This window comes from Serratia sp. CY82433 (genome assembly GCF_052166535.1).
GTDB lineage: Bacteria > Pseudomonadota > Gammaproteobacteria > Enterobacterales > Enterobacteriaceae > Serratia > Serratia sarumanii.
On the sequence record NZ_JBJNOR010000001.1, the window covers coordinates 227,354 to 243,091 of the forward strand.

The window sequence follows — 15,738 nt, forward strand, 5'->3', positions numbered from 1 at the left end:
AGCCTGAGCTTCCTTGGCGTTAAGGGAATGCACTCAGTTGATGGCGTTCCACAATTCATCGAAGATCGGCGTGAACAGCGTAGATTTAAGATAGTCCGAACCCGATGAACCGCCGGTACCTTTCCGCTGCCCGATCGTCCGCTCCACCAGTTTCACATGGCGGTAACGCCACTCTTGCAGCAGTGAATCCAAATCAAGCAGTTGGTTGAGCAGCAGCGACTCGCAGCCTGAACGCGTCAGCGATTGCCTGATGATGTCGTCGAAGCCTTGCGCCGCCTGATTGGGCTGGTCATTGAGACGCATCAGGTGGCCGCGTATCGCCTGCCATAGGGAAACCGGTTGGATAATAGCCGCCAATCGGCGCTGAGCCTCTTCATCACCTTGATACTGTTGTAGCTTCTTTGGGTTTTCCTTGCCGAGCAGCGCTTCTATGCCGGCAAACTGGTAGGATTGGAAACCGCTGGCGGTGCCGAGATAGCTGCGAAAACGCTGGAATTCATGAAACTTCAGCGTGCAAATCACAGCGATCTGATTCACCACGGTTTGGGTAATGGCATTGACGCGCGTCATCGTTTCGATCGCCGCCGGTATATCTCCTTCTTCGATCAGCGCAATCGCCAGATGAAGCTCATCGATCAACTGCTTGAACCAGAGCTCGTAGGTTTGATGAGTGATGATAAACAAGTTTTCATTGCGGTGTTCCGCAGACGGCGAGGCTGGCTGTTGCAGTGACAGCAGCTGGTTTAGCTGCAGATAGCTGGCGTAATTCATGATGTCACTTTCCCTGTAGAAAACGAAAATAGGACGGGCCGACTGGGAAGGGCATCCCCGCTCAAATCCGGCAGTTGAATGGTCAGAAAATAGTGTCCCGCCGCGGCGTGCGCGGGAACCTGAATCAGCTCGGTCACGGAGGCGTATTTGCGCCCGGAGTGCGGCCTGTCGGGGGCATCAAGCCCCCAAAAACGGCGATGGTTGTCCATGCGTCCGCCGTCGTATAGCCGGTCGATCGACGGAATATCCACCAACAAATGCTGGACGCCGAGTTCGACGATGCGCGCCAGAGCTTGATGGCTGAAGTAGGGCGCGCAGGCTGCGGCGCGGAAATCGCTCGGCGTCTCGACCGCTATCACCAAAGCCTGCAGGTAGTCGCCCGACAACGGCGCCAGCGCGTCATCGAGCGCCGCCCGGGTAATCAGCCAATCTTCAGAGGCAGCGCTGGCGTTATAGCTCTCCGTGGTCCCGTCCGCGCGTTGCGGCCTGACGCGAATCAGGGTGGCGGCAATGAACGGTTCAAGCGGCAAATCCGCCACGTTGTGCGTTTCAGGAAGAATATGGCCGATGCATTCGGTGTGCGTGCCGTGGCAGTGTGGCACCAGGCTGATACGCTCGGCGTTGCAGACCCCGCCATGACGCACGCTGGCGACGGTATCGCCGTAACTCAGCGGCGCCGAATCGGCGGGGGCCACGCCATAAAGGTTGGTCGGGTTATCGGTGAAGTCCAGCCTGGCCGAGAGCCGCAGCGGCTCTCGGTAGTCAAGGTGATGACAACGTCCATGGTGGTACACCTCAATGCGTTTCATCGGCGATCCCGGCAGTTTTGCTCAAGGCCAGCGCGGTGAGTTCGCGGATCTGGCTGTGCATGATGAATTCGCGGATAGTCAGCGAGACGCCCATCTGTTGACGAATGGCGTGCAGCAGTTGCGGGATCTGCAGTGAATTTCCACCCAGGCTGAAGAAGCTGTCGCAGACGCTGATCTGCGTCTGCGACAAGACTTGTTGCCAGATATGCTGCATGGCGCTTTCCGCCTCGTTGGCCGCAGGCGTGTAGTCCGCTTCGGAAGCCGAGTAGCGGGTTTCCGGCGCCGGTAGCCGACGAATGTCGATTTTATTGTTGTTGGTGAGCGGGAAGGCCGACAGCACCACAAAACCGGACGGGATCATGATATTCGGCAAACGAGCTTTCAGCGCCGTGCGCACCGCTTTTTCATTCAGCTCCTCTCCCGGCGTTAACTGCAGGTAGCTGACGATGCGGGCCTGCTGGCCTTCACCGACAATTAAGCTGAGCGACCGCTCGATATTGTCGAGAGAGGATAAACTGAGATCGATTTCGCTCAATTCGATGCGGTGGCCGCGAATTTTGACCTGGTGATCGTTCCGGCCGAGGTATTCCAGCTGCCCCTGACGATTAAACCGCACAATGTCGCCGGTGCGGTACATATAGCGCTCGGTGCCGAACGCCTGGCGCCGTAGAAAGACCTTATCGCTCAGCGTCGGGTTGCGCCAATACCCCGGTGATACCCCTGCGCCGCCCAGCCATAGCTCACCAAATGCGCCGCTTGGCATCGGGTTGCCGGCCTGATCCATGACCAGAACGTCAGTCGACTGTATCGGCGTGCCGATACAGTCGCTCGCGCCTTCGTGAGTCAGATCGGCGCAGGTCGACCAGATGGTGGTTTCCGTCGGGCCATACACCTGCAGCACCCGTGTCGCGATGCGTCGCAATTGCGTCAACAAGGCCGCCGGCATCTTCTCGCCGCCGCACAGCACGGTCAGGGGGCGCTGGCCCGCCGCCGGCAGATGGTGGACGATGGTGCTCCAGACGGTAGGTGTCGCTTGAATCACGCTGGGCTGCTGTCGCTCGATAAAGTGATACAACTTGACCGGATCCATGGCGGTTTCTCGTGGACACAGCGTGACGTGCGCGCCGCCGGCCAGCGAGCAGAACAGTTCCAACCCAAAAATATCGAAACTGATGCTGGTCAGGCTGAGCACCTTATCGCTCGCGCTCAGCGCCAGCCGCCCGACGAAGTCGTGGGTGAAATTATTCAGGTTGCCGTGGGTGATCATCACGCCTTTGGGGTTACCGGTTGAGCCTGAGGTGTACATGATGTAGGCCAGCGTATCGTCGGCTGGGATCGGCAATGTGTCGGCCGCTGCAGGTTGAGAAACCAGCGAGTCGAAACCGACGGCGGGACTGGCCCAACGTTGCTCTGGCTCACCATCGGTCACCAGCAACCGGGCTTGCGCGTTCTCGATCATGTAGCTCACGCGGTCGGCCGGGTAGTGTACGTCAATCGGCACGTAGTGTTTGCCGGCTCTCAGCACGCCGAGCAGGAGTACGGCGACGTGGCAACTTTTCTCCATCATGACGCCGACCGAAAAAGGCTTGCTGTCGATGCGCTGCAATGCATGCGCGATGCGCTCAGACTGTGCCCACAGCTGACGGTAGCTGTACTGTTGCCGTTCGCAGCTGACGGCGAGGCTGTCAGGCTGGGTTTGTGCCAAGCGATCAATTTGCACCAGCAGCGAGTCACCTGAACCTGCGTCCGAGCTGACGGCCAACTGTTGCAGCCAATGTTGCTCCCGTTCGCATAGCGGGTTGAGGGCACGCTGCGCCGTGTTGGCCGGCAGGGTGAGCAGTTGCCGCAGCGTTTGCTGATAGTTGTCCAACAGCATCTGCATGCTGGCGGGATAAAACAGTTCGCTGGCGTAATCGAGTTCGATGGAGACGGCGTCCTGTTCCACACTAAAGTTCCAGGTCATATCGAACATCGAGAAGCCGGACGAAAGTGGCAAGCGATGCAGCGTGCAATCGTGCAGGTTTTGTTGGCATACGTCGCCGGCGTTCTGCAGGATCGCCATGATTTGGAATAACGGATTTTTGTTCGACATTCGCTCGTATTCGATCTGGTGCAAGATCCGGTCGAACGAGAGCTGCTGATGCTGATAGGCGCCGATACAGGTTTCCATCATGTTACCGATCAGCTCGGCCAGGGTGTCCTGTTCGCTCAGTTGGATACGCAGCGGTACGGTATTGACATGGAAGCCGCTGACCTGCGCCTGATCCAGGTTGTCCCGCGCTGCAATGGCGGTGCCGATGACGATATCCTGCTGCTGGGTATAACGGCTGAGCAGTAAACTTAATGCCGCGCAGAGCAAGGCGAAAGGCGTGGCGCCCAGCGCTTTGCCCCGTGACGCCAGCAGACCGGCCACGTCGGGCTGCAGCTGATAATGGATGCGTTCTCCGGCGTGTGTCGGCATTAGCGGGCGTGGTTTATCCAGCGGGAAGTCCAGTTCGCGGCAGCCTTGCAGTTGCTGTTGCCAGTAAGCGACATCCGCCGGCGCAGGTGGCGCGATGCCGCTGTTGACGATGTCAATGGTTTGGATCTGCGGTTGCGGCGCGTCAAACCCATTGTGATCGTCGAGCTCGTTATAGCGCTGCCACAGATCGTTAAGGATCAGCTGTTCGCTCCAGGCGTCGGTAATTATGTTGTGTTTTACCCAAATCAAAACATGGTGCTGCTGATGATACTGTACCAGCCGAAGCACCAGCGGCGGCCGAGCGGTGATGTCGAAAGGCGTGGCACACAGTTGGCGCACCCACTTCTCTGCCGACAGCGTTTGGCCTTCCACCCAGTGGTCGGCAAGACGAATCGGGGTATGCGGTTCTGCCAACTGATAGGCGACACCGTCGGTTTCGGCGAAGCGAGTGCGCAGGCTTTCATGTTTTTCATAGATAAAATTGATCGCCTGTTCAAAGCGCGCCAGATCGAGCGAGCCCTGGATGTCTATCGCCAGCGGCAGGTTGTAACTGCAGTCGTCAGGATTCAATGCGCTCAGGTACCAGAGCAGGTTCTGCTGAGGGCTGAGCGGCGCGCGGCGTTCGTCGCAGATAGCGATGGCGCGCTCCGCGGCAACGGCCTTATTCTCGATATATTCGGCCAGTTTGCGTACCGTATTATGGCGGAACAGATCGGCGATGCTCAGGTGGCAGCAAAGATCGCGTGCGACGAGCGCGACGATTTTGCTCATGGTCAGCGAGTGTGCGCCCAGGTTGATGAACTCCTGTGTGACGTCGGCTTGCGGACAGCCGATGGCGTTGGCCACGATGCGCTCGAGAATGGCCTCAGTTTCTGTTTCCGGTGGCGTCAGGCGCTCATTTCGTTCATCCAGCGGCCAGTTTTCCAACTGTTGACGGGCGATCTTGCCATTGATGGTCAGCGGCAGCGCCGGCAAGAAAATAAAGACGCTGGGGATCGCGGCGGGGTGGAGCTGTGTGACCAACGCGTGACGCAGCGCGTCGATCGTCAGCTCAGGCGAAGCGGGTTGTACGAAGGCGGCGAGAATTTTGCCCGAGGGCTGGCTGCGAGCCACCACGCAGGCGCTTTCAACCAGGGGGTGACTGCGGACGGCGCTTTCCACTTCACCCATTTCGATGCGTACACCGCGTATCTTCACCTGGTGATCACGGCGGCCGACGAAAATAATGTTGCCCTGTTCGTCCCATTTGGCGATGTCACCGGTTTGATAAAGGCGCTCTTCGGCCGCCATATACGGTAGCCGACAGGTAATGAACTTCTCTGCGCTCAGCGCCTCTTGATGCAGGTAACCGTGCGCCAGGCCGCTGCCGGCGATGCACAGTTCGCCCTCAAAACCGACCGGCAGTGGATTGTGGTGGGGATCAAGGATGTGACAACGGTAGTTTTTCAGCGGTTTGCCAATACAGTTCCAGGGAACACCTGGACGATACTCGCACAGCGAAGTGGCAATAGAAGCCTCGGTCGGCCCGTAACCGTTGCACAATCGGGTGCGCTCGGCCCACCAGGTGACGACGTCCGCTGGCGGTGCGTCTCCCATGACGATCATTGTCCGCAGTCCCGGCCACATCTCGCGGGGCAATAATTCCAGAATTGCCGGTGTAATAGTGATATGGCCGATATCGTGTCGAGTCAGATAATCGTGCAGCGCGCCGACATCGGTATGCAGCTCCGAGGGCGCCAGATAAAGCGTCGCACCGCTGACCAACGCGCCATAGACGTCCCAGCCGAAGGCGTCGAAACCCAACGAGGCGATGGCCAGCACGCGACTGCCTTGCGCCAGGCCAATGAAATCGCGGTGGTTTTGCGCCACGTTGCTCAGGCCCTCACGCCCTATCATGACGCCTTTGGGTTTGCCGGTTGTCCCGGAGGTATAGCAGACGTAGGCCAGTGCGTCTCGCGATTGAGGGAGTTGCTCCGCATGGATGTTCAGCGAACGGTAGTCAATGCTTGATGGCGCAATGCACGGCGCGTCGCCAGAGTGCAACGGCGAGTCGGCCAAAATCAGCGCAGGCTGCACGTCGTCAAGAATGCTTTGATTGCGCGCCGTTGGCGCCTGCGGATCGAGCAGTACATAGGTTTTATTGCTTTTCAGTATCCCCAACAGCACGATCAGCAGCGTCTCTGACTTGTCCATCGAGACGGCGACGACCGAGCTGGCGGCCCCGCTGTGTTCAAGCAGCCAACAGGCAAACTGATCCGAGGCGCGATCGATCTCGCCATAGCTGTATATCTGGCCATCGGCATGCAGCGCGGCCTGTTGCGGATGAGCGGCGGCGGCGTGGCGGAACAAAGCGATGACGTCGTGCGCCAGCAGCTTGGCATCGTCGGTTGCGTTGAATTGGCTCAGGCGATGCAACGTTTGAGGTTGAGTAACAATGGGCGCGGCGACGGGATCGGCCGGATCTGCCAATAGCGCGTCAAGATAGTCGGTGAACGCGTTGAAACGCATGTCGTCGCCATACAGGGTAAGCTGAGTGCCGTCACCGCAAGCCGCTACGTCGACCATCGCTCGTGGCTGGGCATAGCGCCCCTGTTTGAGCGCGCCGGTTTCATTAAAGAAGAAATGTTGCAGCTGTGCGGGGGACGTGATGTCCGCCACCGGCAGCGTATGGAAGTCGGCGCCGGGTTGCCAGGTGAGATGGCAGAGATCGCTGCCGCAACGCCCCTGCATCTGATCGCCAAGGCGTTCCATCAGCAATGCGGTCAACTCGCGCATGCGCGTCGGTGATTCGGCATAGTATTTACGCGCCAAACGGTAGGGAGTGTCTTGCGCGTGCGGTAAGCCGCCACGCGAAAGCTCGACCACAATGTCGACAAGCTTTTCCTGCAGCAGGGGAAGTTGGGCGCCTGCGGCCATATCGGACAGCGCGTCGCACAGATAAGCGGTTTGGCCGGCGGAGCTAAAGTACAGAGAAAAGTGTTCTTGGTTTTGCAGGGTATCAATGTCGCTAATATTTTTTTTATTGGTTACGATCGTCAGCAGATTTTTTCCCTGCTGTTGCAGCCGTCGTATTGTTTCAGCGTTATTTTCAGTGGTGATAATAAGATCGAATTTTTCGATTGGACGGCGTTCGAGACTGATAAAACTAACCTGATGGCCGTATTCCTGGATTTCGTCTGTTAATAATTTACCGCAGGCACTGTCGCCGAAATAGCCAATATGAAGTAATTCCATTTTTGCTTCCTGAGAATAATGATTTCCCTTGCGGAATATCAAAGGGTGCTGACTTTTTATGCCGGTTAATTAGATTTTTGCATGCAGCGCATCGGCGATAGGCAAATCGGCCAGAATGCCTGATTTATTCAGTGCCACCAGCATTTGTTCCGTGACGATATTATTGGTTTCCCACGGTTTAACATGCGTTGCTGGATAAGTATCTGCGATGATGTCGATAATTTCCGCTTCGGCCAGACCGAGTTGGCGCAACATGCAGGCGCTGAAATCTTTGGCGATAGCGTCGGTTGCGTAGCCTTCCAGGAAAGCCAAAATCGGTTGTTGCAACGCTTGCTTGGTCGCCGCGTCGCTGTGGCGCCAGATATGGCTTAGCACCTGCTGTGAGAAGCGGGCATGGCGGCCTTCATCCGCAACGTGATCTTTCATCACCAGATAGAAGGTCGGGAAAATATCTTCGTTGTTGATCACATCGATAAGATCGGTCGTCAGCGCCTGCTCCGACAGAGACACGCACACCAGTCGCAGCAGTTCGCGCAGCCGTTCGTCCCCCATTGCCAACGATTGCGCCAGGGCATAGGAAGCCTCGGTGTCTTTTGGCATCGGCAGCGGCGCAATGGACGTCATCTGCTCTACCTGATTGATCAGATCCAGCGCCACCAGGGCGTGATAGGACTCATCCACGACCACGGTCAGCGCGTCTAAGCGCATTTCAAGCGGAAAGTCTACGCCGACCGCGTTTTTGTAGAGCTTGTAACTGGAATCATTGATGATATCCAACTCGATGTTGGCGATGCCATTCAGGTAGTGGTAGAGGGTTTGCACCTGAATATAGCGCAATGCTTGTTCACCGAGCGCGGCAACGCGCGGATGGAGGCACAGCGGCAGACGTTCCAAGGGGAAGAAAAGGGTTGATTGGCTGTCCTGTTCGTTGAGAAGGCGACGAGGACGGGAGCGGACAATCGCGGCGCGATCCCATTTTTTCAACGTGGTTTCAATGAGGCTCATCGGTTAATCCTTATTAATAGAGTTCTATTTCAATATCCGATTGTGAATAGGCACAGCAGGCTAGAATAATATTCTCTTCTAACTCCTCTTCGCATAAGGCACTCTGTTTTTCATGGCGTATATTTCCGCTGATTAGAAGTAATTTGCAACAGCCGCACCTCCCCTTTCGGCATAGGTTGGGGATGTCGATATTTAATCTTTCAAAGTTTTCAAGCAGCGACGTTTCAGGACAAAAGTCACCGATGCCCGCGCCATCAAAAATAACATGATGACCATCGGGCCCTGTTTTTGCAGACATGGCGTGTTATTCCCTATGGAAGTCAGTGAGTGAGATCACATTTTAAAATTCATATAAGTAAATTGTTATTAATAATAGGTTGTGGGTTTTAATGGGGAGTAACGATAGCTTTGGCTTTGTATATTGTCAACACGACACATTAAAAACATTAACATTATATTAAAGGTTGTTTCACATAATATAGTTCATATTCAAACTTTATTGCCTGGATTGTTTAGCAATTCTTATTATTGTTTGTTTTATAATATCAACAGGCAAAAATCTTTGTTCAGCGAATGGAAAACAGGACGTCGCCGCCTTCTAATGATAGCCTGAGCGGCAATTTGGTTTTGATAACGCAAGCAGGAAGATGACATGTTGAAAACCGCAGGCTGGCTGCTGCCCGCCATCCTGGCGCTGGCGGGGTGTTCGTCATCCGGCCAACGTCATGAGCAAACGCTTAGCCAGGCGCTGACGGCCCTCGGCCAGGACAAGGCGCTGATTGGGGCGTCGAGCGGCGTGATGGTGCGCGACGCCGAGAGCGGCACCGTGCTGTATCAGGCGCACGCGGAGCAGCGTTTGGCGCCGGCCTCCAACATGAAGATGTTCACGTCTCTGGCGGCGTTCGGTGTGCTGGGGGCGGATTACCGGTTTGAAACCCGGCTGCTGACCACCGGCGAGCAGCGCGGCGACACCTTGCGGGGGGATCTCTATCTGCAGGGCAGCGGCGATCCGACGCTGCACCCGGACGATCTCGACAGCTTCGCCGCCACGCTGGCGCAGCGTGGCATTCGCCATATCCATGGGCGGCTGATCCTGGATGCCAGCGCGTTCGATCAAACGCCATTCGGCGCCGGCTGGAGCTGGGACGACGAACCCTTTGCCTTCGCCGCGCCGATCTCGGCGCTGAACTACGCCTTTACCCCCGGCGGCGATATCAACGTGGTGCAGGTGGACGTGCAGCCGGGCGCCCGCGCCGGTGCGCCAGGGCGGGTGAGTTTCTATCCCGCCAATGACGCGGTGACGCTGGTCAACCGCACCACCACCGGCGGTGACACCGCACTGACGTTCGATCGCCAGCCGGGCAGCAACCGAATCGTGGTCAGCGGCACCGTCGCCGCGCAGGCGGAGGCCAGCTCACGCTTGATTACCGTCGATCAGCCCGCCCGTGTGGTTGGCGCCTTATTGCAAAATGCCCTGCGCGCGCACGGCATCACGCTGCGCGGCAACGCTGAAGAAGGCGTGACCCCTGCGGGCGCCCGGCTGCTGGCGGAAAAAACCTCGCCGCCGCTCTCCCGATTGGCCGTCACCTTCCTGAAAGTGTCCAACAATGGTTACGGCGAGGTATTGACCAAAGCGATGGGCCGCAAGACGCAGGGCAAGGGGGACTGGGCCGCCGGCCTGCAGGCGATCGGCCGGTTTGTGCAAAGCCAGGGCATCGAGGCCGGCGCGTACCGCCAGGTGGACGGTTCCGGGCTGTCGCGCATGAACCAGATCACGCCGCAGCAGCTGACGACGCTGCTGCTGGCGGCCAGAAAACAGCCGTGGTTCGCCGACTGGTATAACGCCTTGCCCATCGCGGGCCAGCCGGGGCTGCTGGTGGGCGGCACGCTGCGGAGCCGCATGGTGAAAAGCGCGGCTGCCGGCCGCGCCCACGCCAAGAGCGGTTCCATGACCGGGGTATCGTCGCTCAGCGGCTATGTCGACTCGGCGACCGGGCGGCCGCTGGCGTTCGCCATCATCAGCAACAACTACCTGGTGCCCGGCGCAGAGGTGAAAGCGCTGGAGGATCGCCTGGTCGAGACGCTGGCGGCCTGTGACGCCACGGTGGTGTGCCGCTGAGAAGGCGGCGTCAGTCGCGCTTGGCGATGTCGGCGAAGCTGCCGGCCAGCAGGCGGCACAGATCGGCGGCGGCCAGTTCGATGTCCAGCCCGCGTTTGCCGCCGGAAACGTAGATGGTGGCGAACGCTTGCGCCGGGCTGTCGATCACCGTCGGCAGCCGTTTTTTCTGCCCCAGCGGGCTGATGCCGCCCACCAGATACCCGGTGACGCGCTGGGCCAGCTGCGGATCGGCCATCTCGGCCTTTTTGGCGCCGAGCGCGCGGGCGACCTTTTTCAGATCCAACTGGGTGGCGACCGGCGTGACCGCCACCGCCAGATGTTTGGCGTCGCCGTTCAGCGCCACCAGCAGCGTTTTGTAAACCCGATCGGCATCCAGCCCCAGCTTTCTCACCGCTTCGTCGCCGAAGTTGGTTTCGTCGCTGTCGTGGTGATACGGATGAAGGGTGAAGGCGACCTTTTGTTTCTCGAGCAGAACGACTGCGGGCGTCATAATGTATTGTCCAAAATGTCCCTAACGGGGAAGGGGTGATAACCAGCCTTAAAAATACAAAAATCCAACCCGCCCGGCAACCTGAGCGGCTGTTACATAAAGCGGGTTGCCAAGATATTCACCGGGTTGCTACCCTGTTTGTTGTAACCGTTAACACGGTTGCTATGCGTATAACTACAATACAAGAAATTCCTCTTTGACTGGCCAATAGCGATATTGGCCTCTTTTTTAGCCCTGTGGCTGCAGCATCGCCGGCAGGTTATCCTCGCCGTACAGGTGCAATGCGCCAACCGCCACCACATAGTCACCCGCCGGCAGCGCCTCCAACTGATGCCGCCAGTCGCGATTGCGCTGATGCATCAGCACATCGTACAGCCCGGCGCTGAAGGTGGCGGGCAGGGTGTCCAGCGTGCCGCGCGGTTTGGCGTCCAGCCACCAGCTCACCATGGTTTGCAGCAGCCGCGCGTTGGTGTGCCAGTGCTCCAGCGTATCGCGCAGCAGCGCGATGCCGCCTTCCGGCAGCTGTTCCAGCATCGCCAACTGCTGCTGCGCCCCTTCCAGCTCGATCACCGGTTTGTCCTGCGCGCGGGCGGCTTGCAGCAGCTGATAGTCCACGCCGTACTCCGCCCGTAGCCCCAGACGCTGAGCCTGGCGCGCCTGCATCATCAGCGCCACCTGCCAGCCGGGCAGGGTGGCGAAGGCGTGCGGATCGGCGCCCAGCTCGTGGCAAAGTGCCAGCAGCCGTTGATATTCTTCGGCGGACAGGCGCTGTTCCAGCGCCGGCTGCTGTTCTGCGTGGTCAAAAGGGGAGGCGGCGCCGGTGATATCGGCCTCGACGATCAGCGCGTCGGCCTGCAGCAGCCGGGCGGCCAGCCGCGCCGGCAGCGGCGACATATCGACGGTGCCCATATGGATGCTGCCCACCAGATGCAGCCGACGATCGCCCGGCAGAGTGATGTCCAGCGCCGGATAAGCGTATCGTTTGGGCGAGATCAGGCCGAGAAAGGCGGCGAGGCGGCGTAACAGTTGACCCATACGGCGTGGCTCCTGAATAACGGGTGCGCGTTTCAGCATGAAAGGCGAGGAAAAATCGTCATTCATGCTAAACGCTATCCGCCGCGCAGGAAAGCCCGGAAAACGGCGGGGCGCCATGACGGCGCCCCTGAGATCACTTCCTGGGTTTAAAACGCAGCAGCCGGTTGGCGTTGCTGACCACGGTAATCGACGACAGCGCCATCGCCGCGCCCGCCACCACCGGGCTGAGCAGCGCGCCGGTCAGCGGGTAGAGCACGCCGGCGGCGATCGGGATGCCCAGCGTATTGTAGATAAAGGCGCCGAACAGGTTCTGCTTCATGTTGCGCAGCGTGGCCTTCGACAGTTCCACCGCATCCGCCACGCCGTGCAGGCTGTGGCGCATCAGGGTGATGGCGGCGGTCTCGATGGCGATGTCGCTGCCGCCGCCCATAGCGATGCCCACGTCGGCCTGCGCCAGCGCCGGGGCGTCGTTGATGCCGTCGCCGACCATCGCCACGCGTTGGCCCTGCGCCTGCAGCTGTTTGATCGCCGCTGCTTTGCCGTCCGGCAGCACCCCGGCAATCACCCGATCGATACCGGCCTCTTTGGCGATGGCGTTGGCGGTCACCGGATTGTCGCCGGTCAGCATCACCAGCTGATACCCCTGCTGGTGCAGGCGCTGCAGCGCCGCGACGCTGTCCTCGCGCAGCGGATCGCGAATGGCGAACAGCGCGGCCGGTTTACCGTCAACGGCCAGCAGCACCGGCGTCACGCCGCGTTCGGCCTGGTCGCGCATCGGCGCTTCCAGTTCGGCGATCGCGACCTGATGCTGCTCCAGCAGCGCGGCGTTGCCCAGCAGCAACTGCACGCCGTCGATCTCCCCGCTGACGCCGGCGCCGCGCAGGGTGCGGAACTGCGCCACCTGCGGCAGCGTTTGCCCGGCGGCGCGTTCCATGATGGCGCGCGCCAGCGGGTGATTGGAGCCTTGCTCCAGCGCGGCGGCCCAGCCGATCGCCTGCCGTTCGCTGACCTGATTGAAGGTCAGGATCTCCACCACCTGCGGCTTCCCTTCGGTCAGGGTGCCGGTTTTGTCGAACACCAGGGTGTCCAACTGGCTGGCCTGCTGCAGGGCGTCGGCGTCGCGTACCAGCACGCCAAACTCCGCCGCGCGGCCCACGCCGGAGATGATCGACATCGGCGTCGCCAATCCCAATGCGCACGGGCAGGCGATGATCAGCACCGTGGTGGCGATCACCAGCGTGTAGACCAGCTGCGGCTGCGGGCCGAAGAAGTACCATATCGCCGCGCTGAACAGGGCGATCGCCACCACCGTCGGCACGAACACCGCCGAGACGCGGTCGGCCAGTTGGCCGATCGCCGGTTTACTGCTCTGCGCCTGGCGCACCAGTTTGATGATGCGCGCCAGCGTAGTTTGGCTGCCGATGGCGGCGGCGCGGAACAGCACGCTGCCGTCGTCGACCACCGTCCCGGCATGCACCGTATCGCCGGGGCCTTTCTGCTGCGGCACCGCTTCGCCGGTCAGCATCGCTTCATCGAGCCAGACTTCGCCCTGCACGATTTCACCGTCGACCGGCACGCGATCGCCGGTGGTCAGCCGCAGCGTCATGCCGAGCTGCACCTCCGCCAGCGGGATATCGCGCTCGCCGTCGTCGGTCACCAGCCGTGCGGTAGGCGGCGTCAGATCCAGCAGCCGCTCCAGCGCCTGCGAAGAACGCTGGCGAGCACGCTGCTCCAGCGCATGGCCGAGGTTGATCAAACCGATGATCATCGCGCTGGCCTCGTAATAGAGGTGGCGCGCCTCCATCGGGAAGAAATCGGGCCAGATGTTGACGGCGATCGAATAGAGCCAGGCGGCGCCGGTGCCGAGCGCCACCAGGGTATCCATGGTGGCGCTGCCGTTCATCAGCGCGCGCCAGGCGTTGCGGTAGAAGTGCCCGCCGGCGAACACCATCACCGCCAGGGTGATGACGCCGACCAGCAGCCAGGGGCGCTGGGTTTCCGGCGTCAGCGTCATGCTGCCGCCGAACAGCCCCCAGGCCATCAGCGGGATACCCAACGCCAGACCCAGCGCCGCCTGCCAGCTAAAGCGCTTCATGTTGGCGCGTGCGGTCTGCTGTTGGCGCTCGCGGCGTTCGGTCTCGTCCTGAATCATTTCGGCGCCGTAGCCGGCTTTTTCCACCGCCGCCACCAGCGCCTGCGCATCGGCGGCGCCGGTCACCAGCGCGCTGCGCTCCGCCAGGTTGACGCGCGCGTGTTCTACGCCGGGAACGCTTTGCAGCGCCTGCTGCACTTTATTGACGCAGCTGGCGCAGGTCATGCCGCTGAGCAGCAGCTGTACGCTGTCGTCCGCGCCGTCGGTTGCCGGAAGGGGAGATTGCGCCGCTGGCTGAACGTCCGGCAACGAAGGTGTTGCGTCAGTCAACGGCTCAGTTTTTGGGGCGGCGGCGCCCGCTACGCCGGCGTGATAACCGGCATCTTCCACCGCGGCGATCAGCGCCTGCGGATCGGCATCGCCGTACACTTTCGCGCTGTTGATAGTGACGTCGGCGGCGAACACGCCCGGCACCGCTTCCAGCGCTTTGCGGGTAGTGCCGACGCAGTGCATGCAGCTCAGGCCGCTCAGCTGCAGTTCGGTATCGGCGCGCGGCGCGACTTCGGCCTGATAACCGGCGGCGATCACGCTGTCGATCAGCGCGCTGTCCGGTGCGTCGCCGGTCACTTTGGCGTAATGCACGTTAACGTCCGCCTGTTCGACATCGCTGCGGCTTTCCAGGGCTTTTTTCACCCGCTGCGCGCAGTTCATGCAGGACAGCCCCTGCAATGCCAGCATAGTGGTGTGTGACATGATTGAACTCCTTGCTTAAAAGGCGGTGTTTAAAGGTTGACCGCCGGACCTGTTTTCACTAAGAATGGAGCTTAAACCTTCCAGCAAGGGTAAGGTCAAGGAGGGAAAATGAATATTAGCGACGTCGCGAAAAAAACCGGGTTAACCAGCAAAACGATTCGTTTTTACGAAGAGAAAGCGCTGATTACCGCCCCAATCCGCAGCGATAACGGTTACCGCCATTATTCCGCCAGGCACGTTGAAGAGCTGACGCTGCTGCGCCAGGCGCGGCAGGTGGGCTTCAACCTGGACGAGTGCCGCGAGCTGGTGGCGTTGTTCAACGATCCGGCCCGCCACAGCGCCGACGTGAAGGCGCGCACGCTGCAGAAGGTGGCGGAGATCGACAGGCACATCAGCGAACTGGGCGAAATGCGCCAGCGCCTGGTGACGCTGGCCGATCAATGTCCGGGCGACGAGGGGGCGGAGTGCCCCATCATCAACAACCTGGCAGGATGCTGTCGTTCAAATTAGCGGCCGATGGCGCGGATCACCAGCGTGACCCCTTCCACCGCCACCACTTCCACTTCGGTGCCGGCGGGCAGATCTTCCGCCGCCTGCGCGCGCCAGCTGCTGTCGCCGATATTGATGCGCCCCATACCGTTGTGCATCGGCTCCGTCAGCGTGGCGCGGGTGCCGATCAACTGGCGGTTGCGCTGGTTGAGCACCGGCGAACCGCCGGATGCGGCCGCCGGGCGCCGGCGCAGCCAGTACCACCACAGATAGGCGACGACGACGGTCAGGACGGCGAAGATCATGCCCTGCCACGCCCAGGAAAGCGGCGGCAGCAGCCAGATCAGCACGCCGACCAACAGCGCCGCCACGCCGCTCCACAGCAGGTAGCCGCCGGCGCCGAGCATTTCCGCCGCCAGCAACACGCCCCCGAGGGAAAGCCAAAACCACAGCGGATTCGCCGCGATCAGTTCGAGCATG

At 60.3% G+C, this 15,738-nt stretch carries 11 protein-coding genes; 2 read left to right on the forward strand and 9 right to left on the reverse strand.

Going from position 1 to position 15,738, the window contains the following annotated elements:
- Positions 1-33 precede the first annotated feature (33 nt).
- The 5 genes from ACJ8PI_RS01155 to ACJ8PI_RS01175 form a co-directional block, all read right to left on the reverse strand.
- Positions 34-771 carry a tryptophan 2,3-dioxygenase family protein gene (locus tag ACJ8PI_RS01155; protein ID WP_033647260.1) on the reverse strand — a complete coding sequence of 246 codons (738 nt, stop codon included), beginning with the start codon at positions 769-771 and terminating at the stop codon, positions 34-36.
- Positions 768-1,580, reverse strand: coding sequence for a cyclase family protein (locus ACJ8PI_RS01160; RefSeq protein ID WP_041033694.1), 813 nt, complete (start codon positions 1,578-1,580; stop codon positions 768-770). The genes ACJ8PI_RS01155 and ACJ8PI_RS01160 overlap by 4 nt, the downstream gene beginning before the upstream one ends.
- Entirely contained in the window at positions 1,567-7,275 is a 5,709-nt protein-coding gene (locus ACJ8PI_RS01165; protein ID WP_164134437.1) for a non-ribosomal peptide synthetase, read from the reverse strand. The genes ACJ8PI_RS01160 and ACJ8PI_RS01165 overlap by 14 nt, the downstream gene beginning before the upstream one ends.
- 69 nt (positions 7,276-7,344) lie before the next feature.
- Positions 7,345-8,280 (reverse strand): diiron oxygenase, encoded by a 936-nt coding sequence (locus ACJ8PI_RS01170; RefSeq protein ID WP_033647255.1) that lies wholly within the window; start codon positions 8,278-8,280, stop codon positions 7,345-7,347.
- Positions 8,281-8,293: 13 nt separating this feature from the next.
- Positions 8,294-8,578, reverse strand: a complete 285-nt coding sequence (locus tag ACJ8PI_RS01175) for a 2Fe-2S iron-sulfur cluster-binding protein (protein WP_071883774.1) — start codon at positions 8,576-8,578, stop codon at positions 8,294-8,296.
- A gap of 354 nt (positions 8,579-8,932) precedes the next feature.
- Between ACJ8PI_RS01175 and dacB the strand changes: the two genes are divergently transcribed.
- Entirely contained in the window at positions 8,933-10,399 is a 1,467-nt protein-coding gene (dacB, locus tag ACJ8PI_RS01180) for a D-alanyl-D-alanine carboxypeptidase/D-alanyl-D-alanine endopeptidase (RefSeq protein ID WP_039566973.1), read from the forward strand.
- A 10-nt stretch (positions 10,400-10,409) separates the two neighbouring features.
- Here the strand turns inward: dacB and ybaK are convergent, their stop codons facing one another.
- From ybaK to copA, 3 genes are all read right to left on the reverse strand, one after another.
- Positions 10,410-10,889, reverse strand: a complete 480-nt coding sequence (ybaK, locus tag ACJ8PI_RS01185) for a Cys-tRNA(Pro)/Cys-tRNA(Cys) deacylase YbaK (RefSeq protein WP_004940240.1) — start codon at positions 10,887-10,889, stop codon at positions 10,410-10,412.
- A 228-nt stretch (positions 10,890-11,117) separates the two neighbouring features.
- Positions 11,118-11,924, reverse strand: coding sequence for a TraB/GumN family protein (locus tag ACJ8PI_RS01190; protein ID WP_164134436.1), 807 nt, complete (start codon positions 11,922-11,924; stop codon positions 11,118-11,120).
- A gap of 133 nt (positions 11,925-12,057) precedes the next feature.
- Positions 12,058-14,769: a copper-exporting P-type ATPase CopA gene (gene copA / locus ACJ8PI_RS01195; RefSeq protein WP_164134435.1), complete on the reverse strand. Its 2,712-nt coding sequence runs from the start codon at positions 14,767-14,769 to the stop codon at positions 12,058-12,060.
- Positions 14,770-14,877: 108 nt separating this feature from the next.
- Here copA and cueR point away from each other — a divergent pair, with 108 nt between their 5' ends.
- Positions 14,878-15,279 carry a Cu(I)-responsive transcriptional regulator gene (gene cueR / locus ACJ8PI_RS01200; protein WP_033637368.1) on the forward strand — a complete coding sequence of 134 codons (402 nt, stop codon included), beginning with the start codon at positions 14,878-14,880 and terminating at the stop codon, positions 15,277-15,279.
- On the opposite strand, the gene ACJ8PI_RS01205 is transcribed toward cueR, so the two are convergent.
- The gene (locus tag ACJ8PI_RS01205; protein WP_033637369.1) at positions 15,276-15,737 is read right to left on the reverse strand and encodes an NfeD family protein; all 462 of its coding nucleotides are present in this window, start codon (positions 15,735-15,737) and stop codon (positions 15,276-15,278) included. The genes cueR and ACJ8PI_RS01205 overlap by 4 nt on opposite strands.
- Position 15,738: the final 1 nt, after the last annotated feature.

Coding starts and splice junctions, on each gene's coding strand:
- ACJ8PI_RS01205 (WP_033637369.1), bottom strand. CDS start 15,737: ATGCTCGAACTGATCGCGGCGAATCCGCTGTGGTTTTGGCTTTCCCTC.
- ACJ8PI_RS01190 (WP_164134436.1), bottom strand. CDS start 11,924: ATGGGTCAACTGTTACGCCGCCTCGCCGCCTTTCTCGGCCTGATCTCG.
- copA (WP_164134435.1), bottom strand. CDS start 14,769: ATGTCACACACCACTATGCTGGCATTGCAGGGGCTGTCCTGCATGAAC.
- ACJ8PI_RS01160 (WP_041033694.1), bottom strand. CDS start 1,580: ATGAAACGCATTGAGGTGTACCACCATGGACGTTGTCATCACCTTGAC.
- ACJ8PI_RS01155 (WP_033647260.1), bottom strand. CDS start 771: ATGAATTACGCCAGCTATCTGCAGCTAAACCAGCTGCTGTCACTGCAA.
- ACJ8PI_RS01175 (WP_071883774.1), bottom strand. CDS start 8,578: ATGTCTGCAAAAACAGGGCCCGATGGTCATCATGTTATTTTTGATGGC.
- cueR (WP_033637368.1), top strand. CDS start 14,878: ATGAATATTAGCGACGTCGCGAAAAAAACCGGGTTAACCAGCAAAACG.
- dacB (WP_039566973.1), top strand. CDS start 8,933: ATGTTGAAAACCGCAGGCTGGCTGCTGCCCGCCATCCTGGCGCTGGCG.
- ACJ8PI_RS01165 (WP_164134437.1), bottom strand. CDS start 7,275: ATGGAATTACTTCATATTGGCTATTTCGGCGACAGTGCCTGCGGTAAA.
- ACJ8PI_RS01170 (WP_033647255.1), bottom strand. CDS start 8,280: ATGAGCCTCATTGAAACCACGTTGAAAAAATGGGATCGCGCCGCGATT.
- ybaK (WP_004940240.1), bottom strand. CDS start 10,889: ATGACGCCCGCAGTCGTTCTGCTCGAGAAACAAAAGGTCGCCTTCACC.